This window comes from Pseudomonas lundensis (assembly GCF_002269125.1).
Lineage (GTDB): Bacteria > Pseudomonadota > Gammaproteobacteria > Pseudomonadales > Pseudomonadaceae > Aquipseudomonas > Aquipseudomonas lundensis_A.
In genome coordinates, this window is the sequence record NZ_NQKI01000012.1 from 38,274 (window position 1) to 53,827 (window position 15,554).

General features: G+C 57.5%; 14 protein-coding genes and 1 pseudogene. 10 read left to right on the forward strand and 5 right to left on the reverse strand.

What is annotated here, in order from left to right; all coding sequences use genetic code 11:
- Positions 1–52: 52 nt before the first annotated feature.
- Positions 53–493: a peptidoglycan-binding protein LysM gene (lysM, locus tag CJF39_RS09830; protein WP_094993237.1), complete on the reverse strand. Its 441-nt coding sequence runs from the start codon at positions 491–493 to the stop codon at positions 53–55.
- A gap of 114 nt (positions 494–607) precedes the next feature.
- Between lysM and CJF39_RS09835 the strand changes: the two genes are divergently transcribed.
- From CJF39_RS09835 to CJF39_RS09855, 5 genes are all read left to right on the forward strand, one after another.
- Positions 608–1,495 (forward strand): LysR family transcriptional regulator, encoded by an 888-nt coding sequence (locus CJF39_RS09835; protein ID WP_094993238.1) that lies wholly within the window; start codon positions 608–610, stop codon positions 1,493–1,495.
- A 94-nt stretch (positions 1,496–1,589) separates the two neighbouring features.
- On the forward strand, positions 1,590–2,429 hold the full coding sequence (fdhD, locus tag CJF39_RS09840) for a formate dehydrogenase accessory sulfurtransferase FdhD (RefSeq protein ID WP_094993239.1): 840 nt from the start codon (positions 1,590–1,592) through the stop codon (positions 2,427–2,429).
- Positions 2,426–4,774 (forward strand): FdhF/YdeP family oxidoreductase, encoded by a 2,349-nt coding sequence (locus CJF39_RS09845; RefSeq protein WP_094993240.1) that lies wholly within the window; start codon positions 2,426–2,428, stop codon positions 4,772–4,774. Before fdhD ends, CJF39_RS09845 begins: the two co-directional genes overlap by 4 nt.
- A 256-nt stretch (positions 4,775–5,030) precedes the next feature.
- On the forward strand, positions 5,031–5,507 hold the full coding sequence (locus CJF39_RS09850) for a glycine zipper domain-containing protein (protein WP_094993241.1): 477 nt from the start codon (positions 5,031–5,033) through the stop codon (positions 5,505–5,507).
- 252 nt (positions 5,508–5,759) lie between these two features.
- On the forward strand, positions 5,760–6,686 hold the full coding sequence (locus CJF39_RS09855; RefSeq protein ID WP_094993242.1) for a hypothetical protein: 927 nt from the start codon (positions 5,760–5,762) through the stop codon (positions 6,684–6,686).
- A 136-nt stretch (positions 6,687–6,822) separates the two neighbouring features.
- Here the strand turns inward: CJF39_RS09855 and CJF39_RS09860 are convergent, their stop codons facing one another.
- Positions 6,823–7,287, reverse strand: coding sequence for an Lrp/AsnC family transcriptional regulator (locus CJF39_RS09860; protein WP_094993243.1), 465 nt, complete (start codon positions 7,285–7,287; stop codon positions 6,823–6,825).
- Positions 7,288–7,415: 128 nt separating this feature from the next.
- Between CJF39_RS09860 and CJF39_RS09865 the strand changes: the two genes are divergently transcribed.
- The 5 genes and pseudogenes from CJF39_RS09865 to CJF39_RS09885 all read left to right on the forward strand — a co-directional run bounded on the left by CJF39_RS09865 (position 7,416) and on the right by CJF39_RS09885 (position 12,137).
- Entirely contained in the window at positions 7,416–7,751 is a 336-nt protein-coding gene (locus CJF39_RS09865; RefSeq protein WP_094993244.1) for a hypothetical protein, read from the forward strand.
- Positions 7,752–7,854: 103 nt separating this feature from the next.
- The gene (locus CJF39_RS09870; protein ID WP_094993245.1) at positions 7,855–9,615 is read left to right on the forward strand and encodes a GspE/PulE family protein; all 1,761 of its coding nucleotides are present in this window, start codon (positions 7,855–7,857) and stop codon (positions 9,613–9,615) included.
- Positions 9,616–9,701: 86 nt separating this feature from the next.
- Positions 9,702–10,175: pseudogene (locus CJF39_RS09875) on the forward strand (SPFH domain-containing protein); the annotation flags it as partial.
- A gap of 271 nt (positions 10,176–10,446) precedes the next feature.
- On the forward strand, positions 10,447–10,761 hold the full coding sequence (locus tag CJF39_RS09880) for a DUF2388 domain-containing protein (RefSeq protein WP_094993246.1): 315 nt from the start codon (positions 10,447–10,449) through the stop codon (positions 10,759–10,761).
- 233 nt (positions 10,762–10,994) lie between these two features.
- Positions 10,995–12,137: a DegT/DnrJ/EryC1/StrS family aminotransferase gene (locus CJF39_RS09885; RefSeq protein ID WP_094993247.1), complete on the forward strand. Its 1,143-nt coding sequence runs from the start codon at positions 10,995–10,997 to the stop codon at positions 12,135–12,137.
- A gap of 53 nt (positions 12,138–12,190) precedes the next feature.
- Here the strand turns inward: CJF39_RS09885 and gcvH are convergent, their stop codons facing one another.
- The 3 genes from gcvH to CJF39_RS09900 all read right to left on the reverse strand — a co-directional run bounded on the left by gcvH (position 12,191) and on the right by CJF39_RS09900 (position 15,492).
- The gene (gene gcvH, locus CJF39_RS09890) at positions 12,191–12,574 is read right to left on the reverse strand and encodes a glycine cleavage system protein GcvH (protein WP_094993248.1); all 384 of its coding nucleotides are present in this window, start codon (positions 12,572–12,574) and stop codon (positions 12,191–12,193) included.
- 62 nt (positions 12,575–12,636) lie between these two features.
- Positions 12,637–13,719, reverse strand: a complete 1,083-nt coding sequence (gene gcvT, locus CJF39_RS09895) for a glycine cleavage system aminomethyltransferase GcvT (protein ID WP_094993249.1) — start codon at positions 13,717–13,719, stop codon at positions 12,637–12,639.
- 156 nt (positions 13,720–13,875) lie between these two features.
- Complete coding sequence (locus CJF39_RS09900; RefSeq protein ID WP_094993250.1) at positions 13,876–15,492, reverse strand: ABC transporter permease; 1,617 nt, start codon at positions 15,490–15,492, stop codon at positions 13,876–13,878.
- Positions 15,493–15,554 lie beyond the last annotated feature (62 nt).

A 15,554-nucleotide genomic window follows, 5' to 3' on the forward strand; every position in this document is an offset into this window, starting at 1 on the left:
CAGCGACACACGTGCGTGCACACCTGTCATCGCTGCCGAAAACCACCAGGGTTTACTCAGGGATGCGCAATGTCTGACCCGGGTAGATTTTGTTCGGGTCTTTAAGCATCGGTTTGTTGGCTTCAAAGATTTTTTGATACTTGTTCGCGTCGCCGTACACCGTGAGTGAGATTGCGCTGAGGGTGTCGCCCTTTTTCACAACCACAAAACGCGAAGCAGCGACCATCGGGCCGGTCACAGTGATGTTGTCTTCAACGCTGGCAACACCTTCGATATTGCCCGCCGCCAGAATGATTTTTTCTTTCTCTTCCTGAGTCGCGACTTCGCCTGTCACGATCACTTTATCGCCCTCAACAGTGGCGCTGATGTTCGGATTGCCCAAACCTACTTTTTCTACGTGCTTCTTGAGTTCTTCCGAGGCGTTGGCTTTGCCCGGTGTCAGCAAGTCGATTACTTTTTCGCCTGCTTCCTTCATAAAGCTAAAAATACTCATCGTTCACGCTCCTAGGGTTGGAATATCCAGACACACAGCGTAGACCAACATTGGACAGGCAGGTTCAGGGATGGGCGCGTTAGAATCCCCCGACGATTTGCGCGTGGAGCGAGCATGGACATCAAACAACTGAAATTCCTGATCGCCCTCGATGAAACCCGTCACTTCGGTCAGGCGGCGGCCCGCTGCCATATCACCCAACCTACGCTGTCCATGCGCTTGCGCAGCCTTGAGCAGGAGTTGGGTTTGCAGTTGGTCAATCGCGGCCAGCGCTTTGAAAGCTTTACTGCCCCCGGTGAGCGCGTGCTGGCATGGGCCAGAACGGTGCTGTCCGCCTACGATGGCTTGCAGGCTGAAGCGGCTGCCTGCCGGGGCAATTTGATCGGCACGTTGCGCCTGAGCGTGGTGCCGTTGTCGAGTTTTGACCCGCTGCCGTTGTTGCAACAAATGCACAAGGCGCACCCCGAACTGCGCTTTGAATTGTCGGCGCTCAGCTCCGAACAGATCCTGGATCAATTGGCCCGCAATCAGCTGGATGTGGGCGTGTCTTACCTCGATCGGCTCGACCATGAGCGTTTCGACTCGCTCACCTTGAACGACACCCGCATGGGTCTTTTATACGACCAACGGCACTTCACGTTCGGTGAACAGCCGTTGAGTTGGGCAGCCTTGATTGAGTTGCCGTTGGCGCTGCTCAGTGGCGGCATGCATTTTCGTCAGTCCATCGATCACAATTTCCACAGCCGCGGGCTGACCCCACAACCCTTGCTGCAAACCGATGCAGTTCATCAGCTGTTGCAGGCCGTTCATGGCGGATTGTGCTGCGCGGTGATGCCGCTTGAAGGCGGCCTTGAAGCCCTGACCGACGACCTGCGCCTGCACCCGATTGCCGACGCGCAAACCCTCGCCCCTCTGGGTTTGATCATGCGCCGCGAAGCACCACGGTCGGCGCTGGCGGAGGCCTGCTTTTCGCTGTATCGGAAATCATCAGCAACTTCATGATCGACGGCATCTATCAATAGATCAGCACTAGCGATTAGACGCGACAGAGTGTCGCGCCTACCCTTATTGCTGAATATTCCGTCGGAACAGCCTTATGAACGCCAAGCGCCCTACGTGCGCGGCGCCCGCCCAGGATTCGCCCGCGCCCGCCGCCAGCCAGAATTATCACTACGTCACGCTGGACCACAGCAGCGGCGCTGAAACTGCCCTTGCCGAAGAGGTCGCGCTGGCGATTGCCTTCAATGGCATCAATCAAGCGGTGATGCTGGTCACGCCCACTGACCTTGAGGACTTCATCGTCGGTTTCAGCCTGGGTAGCGGGATCATTCAAGACCCGAGCGACATTTATGACCTCAAGCTCAGCGGCGCAGGCTCGGCGCAGTATGCGCACGTCGAAATCGCCAGCCGGGCGTTCTGGAACCTCAAACAGCAACGTCGCCAATTGGCAGGCACCAGCGGCTGCGGACTGTGCGGTGTCGAAGCCGTCGAGCAAGCGCTGCCCGACCTGAACGTACTGCCCGGTGCGCCCCTTCCGCCCGCGCAATGGCTGGACGGTCTACGCCAGCGCATCAGCGCGTTTCAACCGCTGGGCCAGCACTGCGGCGCCGTACATGCCGCCGTTTACATGGACGCCAAAGGCCAATTGCTGATGGGTCGCGAAGACATCGGCCGACATAACGCGCTCGACAAGTTGATCGGTGCGTTGGTGCGCCAACACATCGACTTGAGCGGCGGCGCGGCGATTGTCACCAGCCGTTGCAGCCTCGAACTGATTCAAAAAGTGTTGCGCGCAGGCATTCAGACCCTGATCAGCCTGTCCTCGCCTACGGGCCTGGCGCTGCAATGGGCTCGCCGCCACAACCTCAACCTCATTCATCTGCCGCAGAAAAGCGCGCCGCGGGTCTATAGCCCGGCGCAGGAGAATCCAGCGTGAGCACTCATCATCAAGCCGACCAAACCCCGACACCTCGCTACAAGCCCTATAAAGGCCCGGCAGGTGGCTGGGGCGCGCTGATCAGTGTGGCGCACGCCTGGTTGACCAGTGACAACGCCCTGAAAAACTTGCGCATGATGCTCAAGACCAACCAAAACGGCGGTTTCGACTGCCCCGGTTGTGCCTGGGGCGATTCGCCGGAAAGCGGGCTGGTCAAGTTCTGCGAAAACGGCGCCAAAGCCGTTAACTGGGAAGCCACCAAGCGGCGTGTCGATGCCAAATTCTTCGCCAAACACAGCGTGAGCGCGCTGCTGGAGCAAAGCGATTACTGGCTCGAATACCAGGGCCGCCTGACCGAGCCCATGCGTTACGACGCGCCAACCGACCGGTATGTGCCCATCACTTGGGATGCCGCATTCGCCCTGATAGCCAAGCATCTGCTGAACCTGACGAGCCCCAATCAAGCCGAGTTCTATACCTCGGGCCGCGCCAGCAACGAAGCGGCGTATTTGTATCAATTGTTTGTGCGTGCGTTTGGCACCAACAACTTCCCCGACTGCTCGAACATGTGCCATGAAGCCAGCGGTGTTGCACTTGCGCAAAGCGTCGGGGTGGGCAAGGGTACGGTCACGTTCGACGATTTTGAACATGCGGACGCTATTTTTGTGCTCGGGCAAAACCCCGGCACTAACCACCCGCGCATGCTTGAGCCCCTGCGTGAAGCCGTGAAACGCGGCGCGCAGGTGGTGTGCGTCAACCCGCTGAAAGAGCGCGGCCTTGAGCGCTTCCAGCACCCACAACACCCGCTGGAGATGCTCACCAACGGCGACCGTCCAACCAACACGGCTTACCTGCGCCCGGCGCTGGGTGGCGATATGGCGCTCTTGCGCGGCATGGCCAAGTTTCTGTTGCAGTGGGAGCGCGATGCCCAGGCGGCGGGCGAACCGGCAGTCTTCGATCACCCGTTTCTTAATGAACACACCACAGGCGTGCTGGACTACATCGCCAGCCTGGATGACACGTCATGGGAGCACCTGATCGAGCAATCCGGCCTGACGCTGGAAGACATCGAGCGTGCCGCGCGCATGTACCTCAAGGGCAAGAACGTCATCATGTGCTGGGCCATGGGCATTACCCAGCATCGTCACTCGGTGCAGACCATTCAGGAAATCGCCAACCTGATGCTGTTGCGCGGCAACATTGGCCGTCCCGGTGCAGGTCTGTGCCCGGTGCGCGGTCACAGTAACGTGCAAGGCGACCGCACCATGGGCATTAACGAACGCCCACCGGTGGCCTTTCTCGATGCCCTGGAGCGTCGTTTCAAATTCAATGTGCCGCGCGAGAACGGGCACAACGTGGTGGAAGCCATCCACGCCATGCTTGAAGGGCGCGCCAAGGTCTTCATCGGGCTGGGCGGCAACTTTGCCCAGGCTACGCCCGACAGCCCGCGCACGGCGCAGGCCCTGCGCAATTGCGACCTGACCGTGCAAATCAGCACCAAGCTCAACCGCAGCCATTTAATGCACGGCAAGGAAGCACTGATCTTGCCTTGTCTTGGCCGAACTGACATCGACATTCAGGCCGAAGGCCCGCAAGCGGTCACCGTGGAAGACTCGTTCAGCATGGTTCACGCGTCTAATGGCCAGTTGCAGCCCTTGTCGAATCAGATGCGTTCCGAACCGGCGATCATCGCCGGGATCGCAGCGGCGACCTTGGGTACGCACCCGATCGACTGGAGCTGGATCGTCGGGGATTACAGCCGCATCCGCGAGCTGATCGCTGACACTATCCCCGGCTTCAAAGACTTCAATACCCGTGTGCAGCACCCGGGCGGGTTCTATCTGGGCAACGCGGCGGGTGCGCGCCAGTGGAATACTCCCTCAGGCCGCGCCAACTTCAAGCCCAACGCTCTGCCTCGGGATCTGGTCGATGCACGCACCCGCGCGACGGGTCGCCTGCCGGACCTGATCCTGCAATCCATGCGCTCGCACGATCAGTACAACACCACCATTTACGGGCTGGATGACCGCTATCGCGGGGTAAAAGGCCAACGTAACGTGCTGTTTGTGAATGAGGCCGACATTATTCGACTGGGCTTCAAGCCGAGGCAATTGGTGGACATCGTGTCTATCTGGGATGACGAACACGAACGTCGGGTTAAAAATTTCACCTTGCTGGCATTTGATATCCCGGCAGGGCAAGCGGCCGCCTACTACCCCGAAGTAAACCCGTTGGTGCCACTGGAAAGCACCGGGGATGGCAGCCACACCCCGACGTCCAAGTTCGTGGCCATTTGCCTTGAGACAGCCACGCCGTCGAAGCTGATCATGGCCAAGGCGAGCTGAGGCAGAACGCCTGCAATCTCTGAAGCCACCGCGTCACCGCGTGACGCGGCGTTTTTCTTTTAGACACAAAAAAGGCCGCTTTCCTGAGAAAGCGGCCTGTCCGAACTAATGCTCAGACCGTGCAAAAGCTATTAAGTTCCCGTGTAAAAACAATAACTTAGTAAATTGTGTACAACTCGTGTTACTGGTCGGATTTCGATTGTAACCAACCGCGTACAGCCTCAGGATCGCGCCGTCATCCCTTTGAGGCTCACTTATGAAGCTCACCTCGATTCTCTTGTTGTCCCTTGGCCTGGTCAGTGGCGTAGCCTCGGCCGGTGGCACCACCGAAGCCGGTGTAGGCGGCGCATTAGGCGGGGTTCTTGGCGCTGTGGTTGGTCAACAACTCGGCGGCTCGACCGGATCAGCCATTGGCGCAGGCGTAGGCGGCGCGGCCGGTAGTGCCGTAGGTGCTGATAAACGCAGCCGTGGCGAAGCCGCCATCGGTGGTGCACTCGGCGCAGCCGGCGGTAACGTATTGGGCCGCAGCATGGGCGGCAGCACCGGCGGACTGGTCGGCGCAGCAGCTGGCGGTGGTGCAGGCGGCGCGTTGGGCAACTATATGGGTAACAAAAGCGACGCTGATGATCGTCATTACCGTGATCGCGGCAATCGCCGCTATTACCGCGATGACCACCCAGGTCGCGGCCATGCCTATGGTCACCGCAAGAAGAACAAACACCGTCATCATTGATGACACCCAAACGGGAGCCCCTAACGGCTCCCGTTTTTTATGGGTGTCTTGAATGGCATCTCTCGTGAAATTGTTTCAATGCATTACGCCCGCCTCTTTGCCGCCAATCATGCAACCTGCATGACCAAGCAAATTAATCAGGTTTATAAGTTATTGATTTGTAGATATTTTTTATAAATCACGGCTTGGCACAACCCCTGCAATCACTGAAATGAAGGCTGCACTTCTCACCATTTCAGGAGCACAACAATAATGATCGGGACTACAGAACACTATCCCGCTGCCCTGCAAGACAGCTCTGGCCACTCCGGTGTGTCATGGGCCGCGATCTTTGCAGGTGCCGCCGCTGCCGCTGCACTCTCCCTCTTGCTGCTGATGCTGGGCGCAGGCTTGGGCTTTTCAGCCGTGTCGCCGTGGTCTGGCGAAGGCGTAGGCGCCAAAGGGTTGGGCATCACAGCCATTATCTGGCTGGCCGTGACACAAATTATTGCCTCGGGCATGGGCGGCTATCTGGCCGGTCGTCTGCGGGTCAAATGGGCAAACATGCATGGCGATGAAGTGTACTTCCGCGACACTGCCCATGGCTTCCTCGCGTGGGCTGTGGCTACGCTGGTCACTGCGACACTGGTTGCCGGTTCGGTCAGTAGCATGATTGGCAGCGGCGTACAGGCCGGTGCAAATGTCGCATCAGGTGCAGCCACCGCCATGAGCAGTGCCGCTGGTAACCACGCCAACCAGGGTACGGGCAACAGCTCGGATTACTTCATCGACACGCTGTTTCGCGATGATCGTGGCACCGCTGTCAGCGAAGACGCCGCCCACGGCATCGTGACCCGTATCTTCGTTCGCAGCCTGGGCAATGAAGGCCAACTGAGCGCTGACGACCGTACCTACCTGGCACAAATTGTCGCTCAGCGTACCAACCTGACTCAGCCAGAAGCCGAGCAACGGGTTGATCAGGTCTACGCCAAGGCCCATCAAGCTATTGAAGAAGCCAAAGTTAAAACCAAAGAAGCCGCTGACACAGCCGCCAAGGTCGCTGCCTGGACCACCCTGTGGATGTTCATCACCCTGCTGATCGGTGCGTTCTTCGCCAGCCTGTGTGCCACCTTTGGCGGTCGTCGTCGCGACGCTGTGACTTACATCGACCACACCACGACCACCACGGTTGTCCGTTAATTCTGGAGAATAAAAATGCGCTCATTACTGCTGTTTTTCCTCGGTATCCCAATCCCGATCATCATCCTGATTGCGCTGTTTGTTCACTGACAGCTCATCCACGGCCTTCCTTGTGAAGGCCGTTTTTATTTGCGCGCTACACCGGCAGGCACGTGGTCGATTTGATTTCGGACAGCGCCACAATCGAGTTCACTTCTTGAATGCCCGGCACCATCGACAGCTGCTCGAAGAAGAAACGTTCATAAGCCTCGATGTCCGGGGTCACGATCCGCAGCAAAAAATCCACCGACCCCATCAGCACATAGCACTCCAGTACTTGCGGGAAACCACGGATCGCATCGGTGAATTGGGTAAAGTTGGAGCGCCCGTGGGCATTGAGTTTTACCTCAGCAAAGATCTGCGTGTTCAGGCCGACCTTCTTGCGATCCAGCAAGGTCACTTGCCCCCGAATGATGCCTTCGTCTTTCATGCGCTGAATCCGGCGCCAGCAGGGTGACTGCGACAAGCCCACTTTTTCTGCGATCTGCGCGCTGGACAGTGACGCGTCTTCTTGCAGCAGTGCCAAAATCCTGCGGTCGTAAGCGTCCAGATCACCTTGCATAAAAATTCCCGATTGTTAGCTAAAGATGAATTGATCAAGTCTTAATTGATCAAATTCTGATCATCATAGATAAATAATTTCCTACAGTGCATGTGAATATTTCTCCAGCCGAAAACAGGAGTCATTGCATGCCACATCTTGAAGCCGTACCCGCCTCGACACGCGCCGATGTCTGGGCCGTGAACACAGCGCCTTGCACCGTGCGTTATCACATTGTGGCGGAGGCTGAAGCCGATGTGCTGTGCCGCGCACTGAACCTGTTTGCCTTACAGCAGTTAATTCCGCAGCACGTGGAAGTGATGCGCGAAGACGATGTGTTACGCATTGAAATCATCAGCAATGAGCAAAGCTGGCACCGCGCCCAGGTGATTGGCGAAAAGTTGCGCAACCTGGTGAGTGTCTGTGAACTGGTGATGCATGAGGTGGCGTGCGTCCCGTCCCGCCTGCTAACGCGCTCGCAATAACCCGTATTAATTGGTAGTCGCGCCGCCCAAGTGCGCGGCTAGGCTTGGGTATTCATGGCCAGACAAGGACCTGTCTGCGCTTGTGCATTACCAAGGAGTCTTCATGCACGCCCATCCTGCCGCCGATCGCCCGCTTGACCTTGAACAGCTGCTGCCGGGGCTTGTGGCTCAAGGTTTAATAGCCCGGCCACTGGCCGATCAGGCTTTGAATCGTTATCGCACAACCTGCCACGACCCCGTCCACCCGCTGGTGTACCTGGCGACACAGCAATTACCCGATCTCACCCGCCCCGGCAAAACCCTCACCCTTGAGCACCTCACGGCGTGGCTTGCGCAACAATGCGGGCAGCCCTACGTGCGCCTTGACCCCTTGAAAATTGATGCCGCCAGCATCACCGGGCTCATGTCCAGCGCATTCGCTCAACGCCATCAAATACTTGCCATTGCAGCCGATCAAACCTCAATCACCGTTGCCAGTGCACAACCCAATGTGAAGGGCTGGGAGGCCGATTTGCGGCAAGCCCTCAATCGCCCGATCAAGCGGGTGATTGCCAACCCGCTTGAGATTGCCCGGCTGGGAACGGAACTGTTCCGTTTGGCCAAATCCGTGACCGGGGCAGCGCTCACTGATCAAAAAACCAGCTCCCTGCCCAACCTTGAGCAGTTGCTTAACCTTGGCGCAGGCAATCAGGAACCCGATGCCAACGATGCCCATATCGTTCATATCGTCGACTGGTTGTTTCAGCACGCGTTCGAACAGCGGGCCAGCGATATCCATATCGAACCCCGGCGCGAGCAAGGGGCCGTGCGATTGCGCATTGATGGCATTCTGCACAACGTTTATCACTTTCCGGTACACGTCACGACCGCAGTGGTCAGCCGCCTGAAAAGCCTGGGCCGTATGAATGTCGCTGAAAAACGCAAACCTCAAGACGGCCGCATCAAAACCAAAACCCCGGCAGGTGCCGAAGTCGAGCTGCGGCTCGCCACCCTGCCCACCGCTTTTGGCGAAAAAATGGTGCTGCGGATTTTCGACCCGCACGTTTTACTCAAGGGGTTTGACCAGCTCGGCTTCAGCGCTGAAGACATCCAGCGCTGGGACCATATGACCCGTCAGCCCAACGGCATTATTTTGATCACAGGCCCCACGGGGTCGGGTAAAACCAGCACGTTGTACGCAACGCTCAAGCAGTTGGCCACGCCGCAGAGCAACGTGTGCACGCTTGAAGATCCGATTGAAATGGTTGAGCCTGCCTTCAACCAGACACAGGTGCAGCCCAACATAGATTTAACCTTTGCCAACGGGGTGCGTGCGCTTATGCGACAAGACCCGGACATCATCATGCTCGGTGAAATACGCGACCTGGAAACCGCTGAAATGGCGATTCAAGCCGCACTGACCGGGCACTTGGTGTTGTCGACGTTGCACACCAACGATGCACCCGGGGCCATTAGCCGTTTACAGGAACTCGGCGTGGCGCCCTATTTGATCAAAGCCACCTTGCTGGGGGTGATGGCCCAACGATTGATACGAATTTTATGCCCGGACTGCAAAAGCGAGCACAGCGTGTCACCCGATGATTGGCACAACTTCGCACCCGACAGTCCCGCGCCCTCCAGCGTTTTTGATACCACAGGCTGCGATCACTGTCGGGAGACTGGCTACAACGGCCGAGCTGGCATTTACGAAATCATGTTGATGACTGACACGCTCAAGACCTTTATTAGCCATGACACTGATATCAACGTGCTGCGCAGAGCGGCGTGCGCCGAAGGCATGCGCCACTTAAGACTGGCGGCGGCGCACAAAGTGGCGACAGGGGTAACTTCCATGCATGAAGCATTACGCGTCAGCACCGTTTAGTTGAATTATTTTGAACACTATTTAACCGATTCTGGTGTGTGCGCGAGGGATAAAAATTTTTCGAATTTATCTCGAGTCACCTCAAACTTAACGCCGCCCAGGCTGCCTATGAGGTCAACAACCTCGAGCATGCTATTCGCAACCTTCTGCAAACCAACATTCGAACAGTGCTTGGCTCAATGGAGCTGGATGCCATGCTCAGCCAGCGTGACGGTATCAATGAAAAACTGTTGCGCACGGTCGATGAAGCAACAGCTCAATGGGGGATCACAATTACTCGAATCGAGATTAAAGACATCAGCCCGCCCGCAGATTTGATGGCCGCCATGTCAGGCCAAATGACAGCCGAACGAATCAAGAGAGCTCTAATCCTTGAAGCCGAAGGTTTGCGCGCCTCTGCAATTTTGACGGCTGAGGGTAAAAAACAAGCCCAAATTCTGGAAGCTGAAGGCGGTCGTCAGGCAGCATTTCTCGCATCTGAAGCCCGTGAGCGTCAGGCGGAAGCAGAGGCGCGCGCCACGCCTCATTCGCTAAAACAAAGAGCTGAGGCATGTGGGAATTCATGCAAAGCCTCAACCACTGGGACTGGCTGGCACTCGCTGCAGTGCTGCTGACCTTAGAGGTGTTCGGTACAGATAGCTATCTGCTATGGGCCTGGCTTGCCGCTTGTATGGATGGCTGAAGGGCCTGACACCGAGGTGGGCACTGCCGTTCGGGTGATCGCTCAGAATGGGGTCGTGATTGTCGTGGAAATTGTGACGTAAGGTTACGGAACTCTCTAACACTGACTAGAATAAAAGTTGTTAGTTAATTTATCCGGAGTTTCCCATCATGCGTCTCAAATATGCTGTTGCCGCTGCCGCTTTGTTGACCCTTCCTGTTGGCTCAGCGATGGCCGACAGCTTCTGGCGCAACGTCCTGTCGTCCGGTGCGACCACCGGTTCCACCTACCTGACGTTCAAAAAAGACCGTAAGGTAATCGCCGCTCAAGATGACGCGGGCAGTTTTGTGGCCAGCAACGGCGAGATTCGTGGCCCGTACCTGGAATCCGCCATGCAGCAAGTGCGCGCTGAGAACCCGAACTTGAAAGTCAGTGACATGGACCTGGCCAATGCGATTCTGGCGAAAAATGCGACGGCTGAATAAATCCGGTCTGTAGTCGCTGAGGCACTGCATGAGGGGCTGTGATCACTGAGTAAGTGATTGCAGCCCCGTGCCTCGCCACCAACGTCAGCCGTTAACGCGATGCAATCCAGCGCTTCATTCAGCCTTCATACAGAAATTTCACCTGATGTGATTCATCCTCTGGGTATGATTTGAACCTTGTGCTATTGCTCTATGGTCACTCATTCCTCATTCACATCGGACGTCATGCCTTTATGAGCTCGCTGCCTTTCCTGCCTTTTTCCAAACCAACCATTGATGAAGCCACCATTGCTGCCGTGGGCGACGTGTTGCGCTCGGGCTGGATCACCAGCGGGCCAAAGGTTCAGGCATTCGAGGCGCAATTATCGGCGTACTTTGGCGGGCGCCCGGTGCGCACGTTCAATTCCGGAACCTGCACCATGGAAATCGCCCTGCGCATTGCCGGTATCGGGGCCGGTGACGAAGTCATTACGACACCGATTTCCTGGGTAGCCACGGCCAACGTAATTCTCGAAGTCGGCGCCACACCGGTGTTCGCCGATATTGATCCGATTACGCGCAATATCGACCTGAAAAAAGTCGAAGCCGCGATCACGCCGCGCACCAAAGCCATTATTCCGGTGTACCTCTCCGGCCTCCCGGTGGATATGGATGCGCTGTACGCCCTGGCCAAGAAACACAGCCTGCGTGTGGTCGAAGACGCGGCCCAGGCGCTGGGCTCCAGCTGGGACGGACAGCGAATCGGTGCACGCGGTGATTTTGTGTCTTTCAGTTTTCAGGCCAACAAGAACATCACCTCGTCTGAGGGTGGGTGCCTGGTGCTCAATAACGAAGACGAAGCACGACTGGCGGAAAAATACCGCCTGCAAGGTGTCACCCGTACCGGCTTCGATGGGCTGGATGTTGACGTACTGGGTGGCAAGTTCAACATGACTGACATTGCGGCTGCCATCGGTCTGGGGCAGTTCGCTCATATCGAGGCGATTACCGCGCACCGTCGCGAACTGGCCAGGCATTATTTCGAGTGTTTCGGCGCTGGCTTTGAAGCCGAATACGGCGCGCAATTGCCTGTGGCTGATTTCAGCAATACCAATTGGCATTTGTTCCAGCTGGTATTGCCTGAACGCAAGGACGGCCAACCGGCACGGGCAACGTTCATGAAAGAGATGCAGGCATTGGGAGTGGGCGTGGGCTATCACTACCCACCCATTCACTTGCTGAGCTTGTACCGCGCGCAAGGTTTCAAAGAAGGAATGTTCCCTGTCGCAGAACGCGTAGGGCGGCTGATTGTGTCATTGCCGATGTTTACAGCCATGACCAAAGCCGATGTCGAACGGTCGGTTAATGCCGTAAAGACTGTGTTGCAAAACGCGTAACCGGTTTTCGCTGCCGGTAGAGATATCTGCCGGCAGCAACGGTCCTGTCGGACTTACTCGCCGATGGCGGCTTTGTAACCAGCAGCATCCAGCAGTTTGTCCAACTCAGCGGTATTGCCTGGCTTGAGTTTGAAGATCCAGCTCCCGTAAGGATCGCTGTTCAGGTATTCAGGACTGTTTGCCAGGTCTTCATTGACGGCTATCACTTCACCCGACACAGGCGCATAAATATCAGAGGCGGCCTTTACCGATTCAACAACGCCTGCCACGTCACCTGCGGAAAAGACTTTGCCCACTTCGGCCAACTCAACGAACACCACATCCCCCAACGCTTCCTGAGCGTGATCACTGATACCTACAGTGACAGTGCCGTCTGCTTCCAGACGGGCCCACTCGTGACTTTCAGCAAAGCGCAACTCAGCAGGGATCAGGCTCATATTCAGTGTCCTCAAGAAGAAATGTCAGCGGCCTGCACACAGCGCAAGCCTGCCGGTAAAGGTTAGATCAAGGCTTTGCCATGACGTACAAATGTGGGTTTCACCACGCGAACCGGGTACCACTTGCCACGAATTTCGACTTCAGCACGGTCAGCCGTAGCGATCGGAACGCGGGCCAAGGCAATCGATTTGCTTAGCGTAGGAGAGAAACTACCACTGGTTATCTCTCCTTCGCCAACATCAGCGATACGAACGACCTGATGAGCACGTAGGACGCCTCGCTCTTCCAATACCAAACCCACCAGTTTCAACTGCACGCCACCTGCTTTTTCGGCCTCCAGCGCTTCGCGCCCGATGAACGCGCGCGAAGCGGGTTCCCAGGCAATGGTCCACGCCATGTTGGCGCACAGGGGCGAGACCGACAGGTGGATGTCCTGACCATACAGGTTCATGCCAGCCTCAAGCCGCAACGTGTCGCGCGCGCCGAGTCCGATTGGGGAGATACCTGCACCGACCAGATCGTTGAAGAACGCGGGCGCTTGATCGGCGGGGAGCATGATTTCAAGCCCGTCTTCGCCGGTATACCCGGTGCGGGCAATGAACCAGTCGCCCACGTCCAGCCCTTCGAACGGTTTGAGCTGGTGAATCACCTCGCTGCGGGCCTGACTCACCAGTTCGGCAACCTTGTGCCGGGCCTGCGGGCCCTGAATCGCCAGTAACGCCAGCTCCGGGCGCTCCTGCACCTGCACGTCATAACCTCGGGATTGAGCCGTCATCCACGCCAGATCCTGATCGCGGGTCGCTGCGTTGACCACCAACCGGTAACCGTCGGCCCTGAGGTAAACGATCATATCGTCGACCACGCCGCCCTTTTCATTGAGCATCGCGCTGTACAGCGCACGGCCTGGTGTTTGAAGGCGTTCGACATCATTGGCCAGCAAGTACTGAAGCCATTCCCTGGCCTGCGCTCCGCCGACATCAATCACGGTCATGTGCGAGACATCAAATACTCCACAGTCCCGACGCACCTCGTGGTGTTCCTCCACCTGCGAGCCGTAATGCAAAGGCATGTCCCAACCGCCAAAATCGACCATCTTCGCGCCGAGGGCGAGATGCAGGTCATACATAGGCGTACGCTGTCCCATGGGTTCCTCCTTCCGGGATTGGCGAAGGTGCGGGCAGGCGTGCAAAGCGTTTCAAGCTAGTTAAGTCAGCTTTCTTACGCTGCGCAGGGAACCTGGCCTGATTGACAGACCGCACCGAATGCCGCGCATTGTAGCCGCATGCCGGTGCACTGACACCTAGCCGATTCGATGGGCCGAACGTCGAATCAACCCGATGACCGGCAACAAGCCCACCAATACCAGTGTCAGGGCGGGCAAGGAGGCGCGAGCCCATTCGCCTTCACTGGTCATTTCGAAGATGCGCACGGCCAGTGTGTCCCAACCGAAGGGCCGCATTAGAAGGGTTGCGGGCATTTCCTTGAGCACGTCGACAAACACCAGCAGCGCCGCACTCAATGTCCCCGGCAATAACAGCGGTAGATACACTTTGAAAAACAGTCGCGGGCCACTTACACCCAAGCTGCGGGCAGCTTCGGGCAAAGACGGACGGATGCGCGCCAGGCTGTTTTCGAGCGGGCCATAAGCGACGGCGATAAAGCGCACCAGATAGGCCAACAACAAGGCTGACAGGCTGCCCAGTAGCAACGGCTTGCCCGCCCCGCCCAGCCAGCCCGAAAGTGGAATGACCAGTTCGCGGTCCAGATAACTGAATGCCAACATGATCGACACGGCCAATACCGAACCGGGCAGCGCGTAGCCCAGGTTGGCAAGGCTCACTCCGGCACGGATAGTCGGTGTCGGCGCCTGACGCCGGGCAAACGCCAGTACCAGAGCCACACAGACAGTGATGAGCGCCGCCATGCTACCCAAATACAAGGTGTGCAGAATCAGGCCTGTATAACGCTCATCGAGGTCAAACCGCCCGCGCTGCCAAAACCACACCATCAGTTGCAACATCGGGATCACAAATGCACAGGCAAACACCAATGAGCACCACCCGCTGGCCAGCCAGGCCTTAGGCCCGGTGAGGTGATAGAGGGCTTTGCCACGCGGACGCTCATTACTCGCACGGCTGGCGCCCCGGGCGCGGCGTTCGCCATAGAGCACGATCATAACCACCAATAGCAGCAGGCTGGCCAGTTGCGCGGCGGTTGAGAGACTGAAAAAACCGTACCAGGTTTTGTAGATCGCCGTGGTGAACGTGTCGAAATTGAACACCGACACGGCGCCAAAATCAGCCAGCGTCTCCATCAGCGCCAGCGCCACCCCCGCACCGATCGCCGGGCGCGCCATGGGCAACGCCACGCGCCAGAATGCCTGCCACGGGCTCTGACCCAAAACCCGCGCCGCCTCCATCAAGCCTTTGCCCTGGGCCAGAAAGGCCGTGCGCGCCAGCAAATAGACATACGGGTAAAACACCAGAATCAGCACGATGATCACGCCGCCGGTTGAGCGCACACGAGGCAGACGCAACCCCATGCCGAACCATTCGCGCAGGAGCGTTTGCACGGGCCCGGCGAAGTCCAGCAAGCCGACGAATACAAACGCCAGCACATAGGCCGGGATCGCAAACGGTAGCATCAGCGCCCAGTCTAGCCAGCGCCTGCCGGGGAATTCGCACAAACTGGTGAGCCACGCGAGGCTGACACCCAGCAGCGTGACGCCTACCCCTACCCCCGCAATCAGCGTCAGCGTGTTGCCCAGCAGACGCGGCATTTGCGTGTCCCACAAATGGCTCCAGATCTGTGTATCCACACTTTGCCAGGACAGCAGCAATACACTCAGGGGCAAAAGCACCAGAGCAGCAATGGTAAAAACCAGCGGATACCAGCGACGTTGGGCGGGATGTGCCACAAAGGACTCTCGGAAGATGGGAGGGACGAGGATTGTAGGTTGCGTTGCGACACGATGTGGAA

Bases quoted from the DNA above. Each gene is read 5' to 3' on its own strand.
- lysM (WP_094993237.1), bottom strand. From the start codon at position 493: ATGAGTATTTTTAGCTTTATGAAGGAAGCAGGCGAAAAAGTAATCGAC.
- CJF39_RS09835 (WP_094993238.1), top strand. From the start codon at position 608: ATGGACATCAAACAACTGAAATTCCTGATCGCCCTCGATGAAACCCGT.
- fdhD (WP_094993239.1), top strand. From the start codon at position 1,590: ATGAACGCCAAGCGCCCTACGTGCGCGGCGCCCGCCCAGGATTCGCCC.
- CJF39_RS09850 (WP_094993241.1), top strand. From the start codon at position 5,031: ATGAAGCTCACCTCGATTCTCTTGTTGTCCCTTGGCCTGGTCAGTGGC.
- CJF39_RS09855 (WP_094993242.1), top strand. From the start codon at position 5,760: ATGATCGGGACTACAGAACACTATCCCGCTGCCCTGCAAGACAGCTCT.
- CJF39_RS09860 (WP_094993243.1), bottom strand. From the start codon at position 7,287: ATGCAAGGTGATCTGGACGCTTACGACCGCAGGATTTTGGCACTGCTG.
- CJF39_RS09865 (WP_094993244.1), top strand. From the start codon at position 7,416: ATGCCACATCTTGAAGCCGTACCCGCCTCGACACGCGCCGATGTCTGG.
- CJF39_RS09870 (WP_094993245.1), top strand. From the start codon at position 7,855: ATGCACGCCCATCCTGCCGCCGATCGCCCGCTTGACCTTGAACAGCTG.
- CJF39_RS09880 (WP_094993246.1), top strand. From the start codon at position 10,447: ATGCGTCTCAAATATGCTGTTGCCGCTGCCGCTTTGTTGACCCTTCCT.
- CJF39_RS09885 (WP_094993247.1), top strand. From the start codon at position 10,995: ATGAGCTCGCTGCCTTTCCTGCCTTTTTCCAAACCAACCATTGATGAA.
- gcvH (WP_094993248.1), bottom strand. From the start codon at position 12,574: ATGAGCCTGATCCCTGCTGAGTTGCGCTTTGCTGAAAGTCACGAGTGG.
- gcvT (WP_094993249.1), bottom strand. From the start codon at position 13,719: ATGGGACAGCGTACGCCTATGTATGACCTGCATCTCGCCCTCGGCGCG.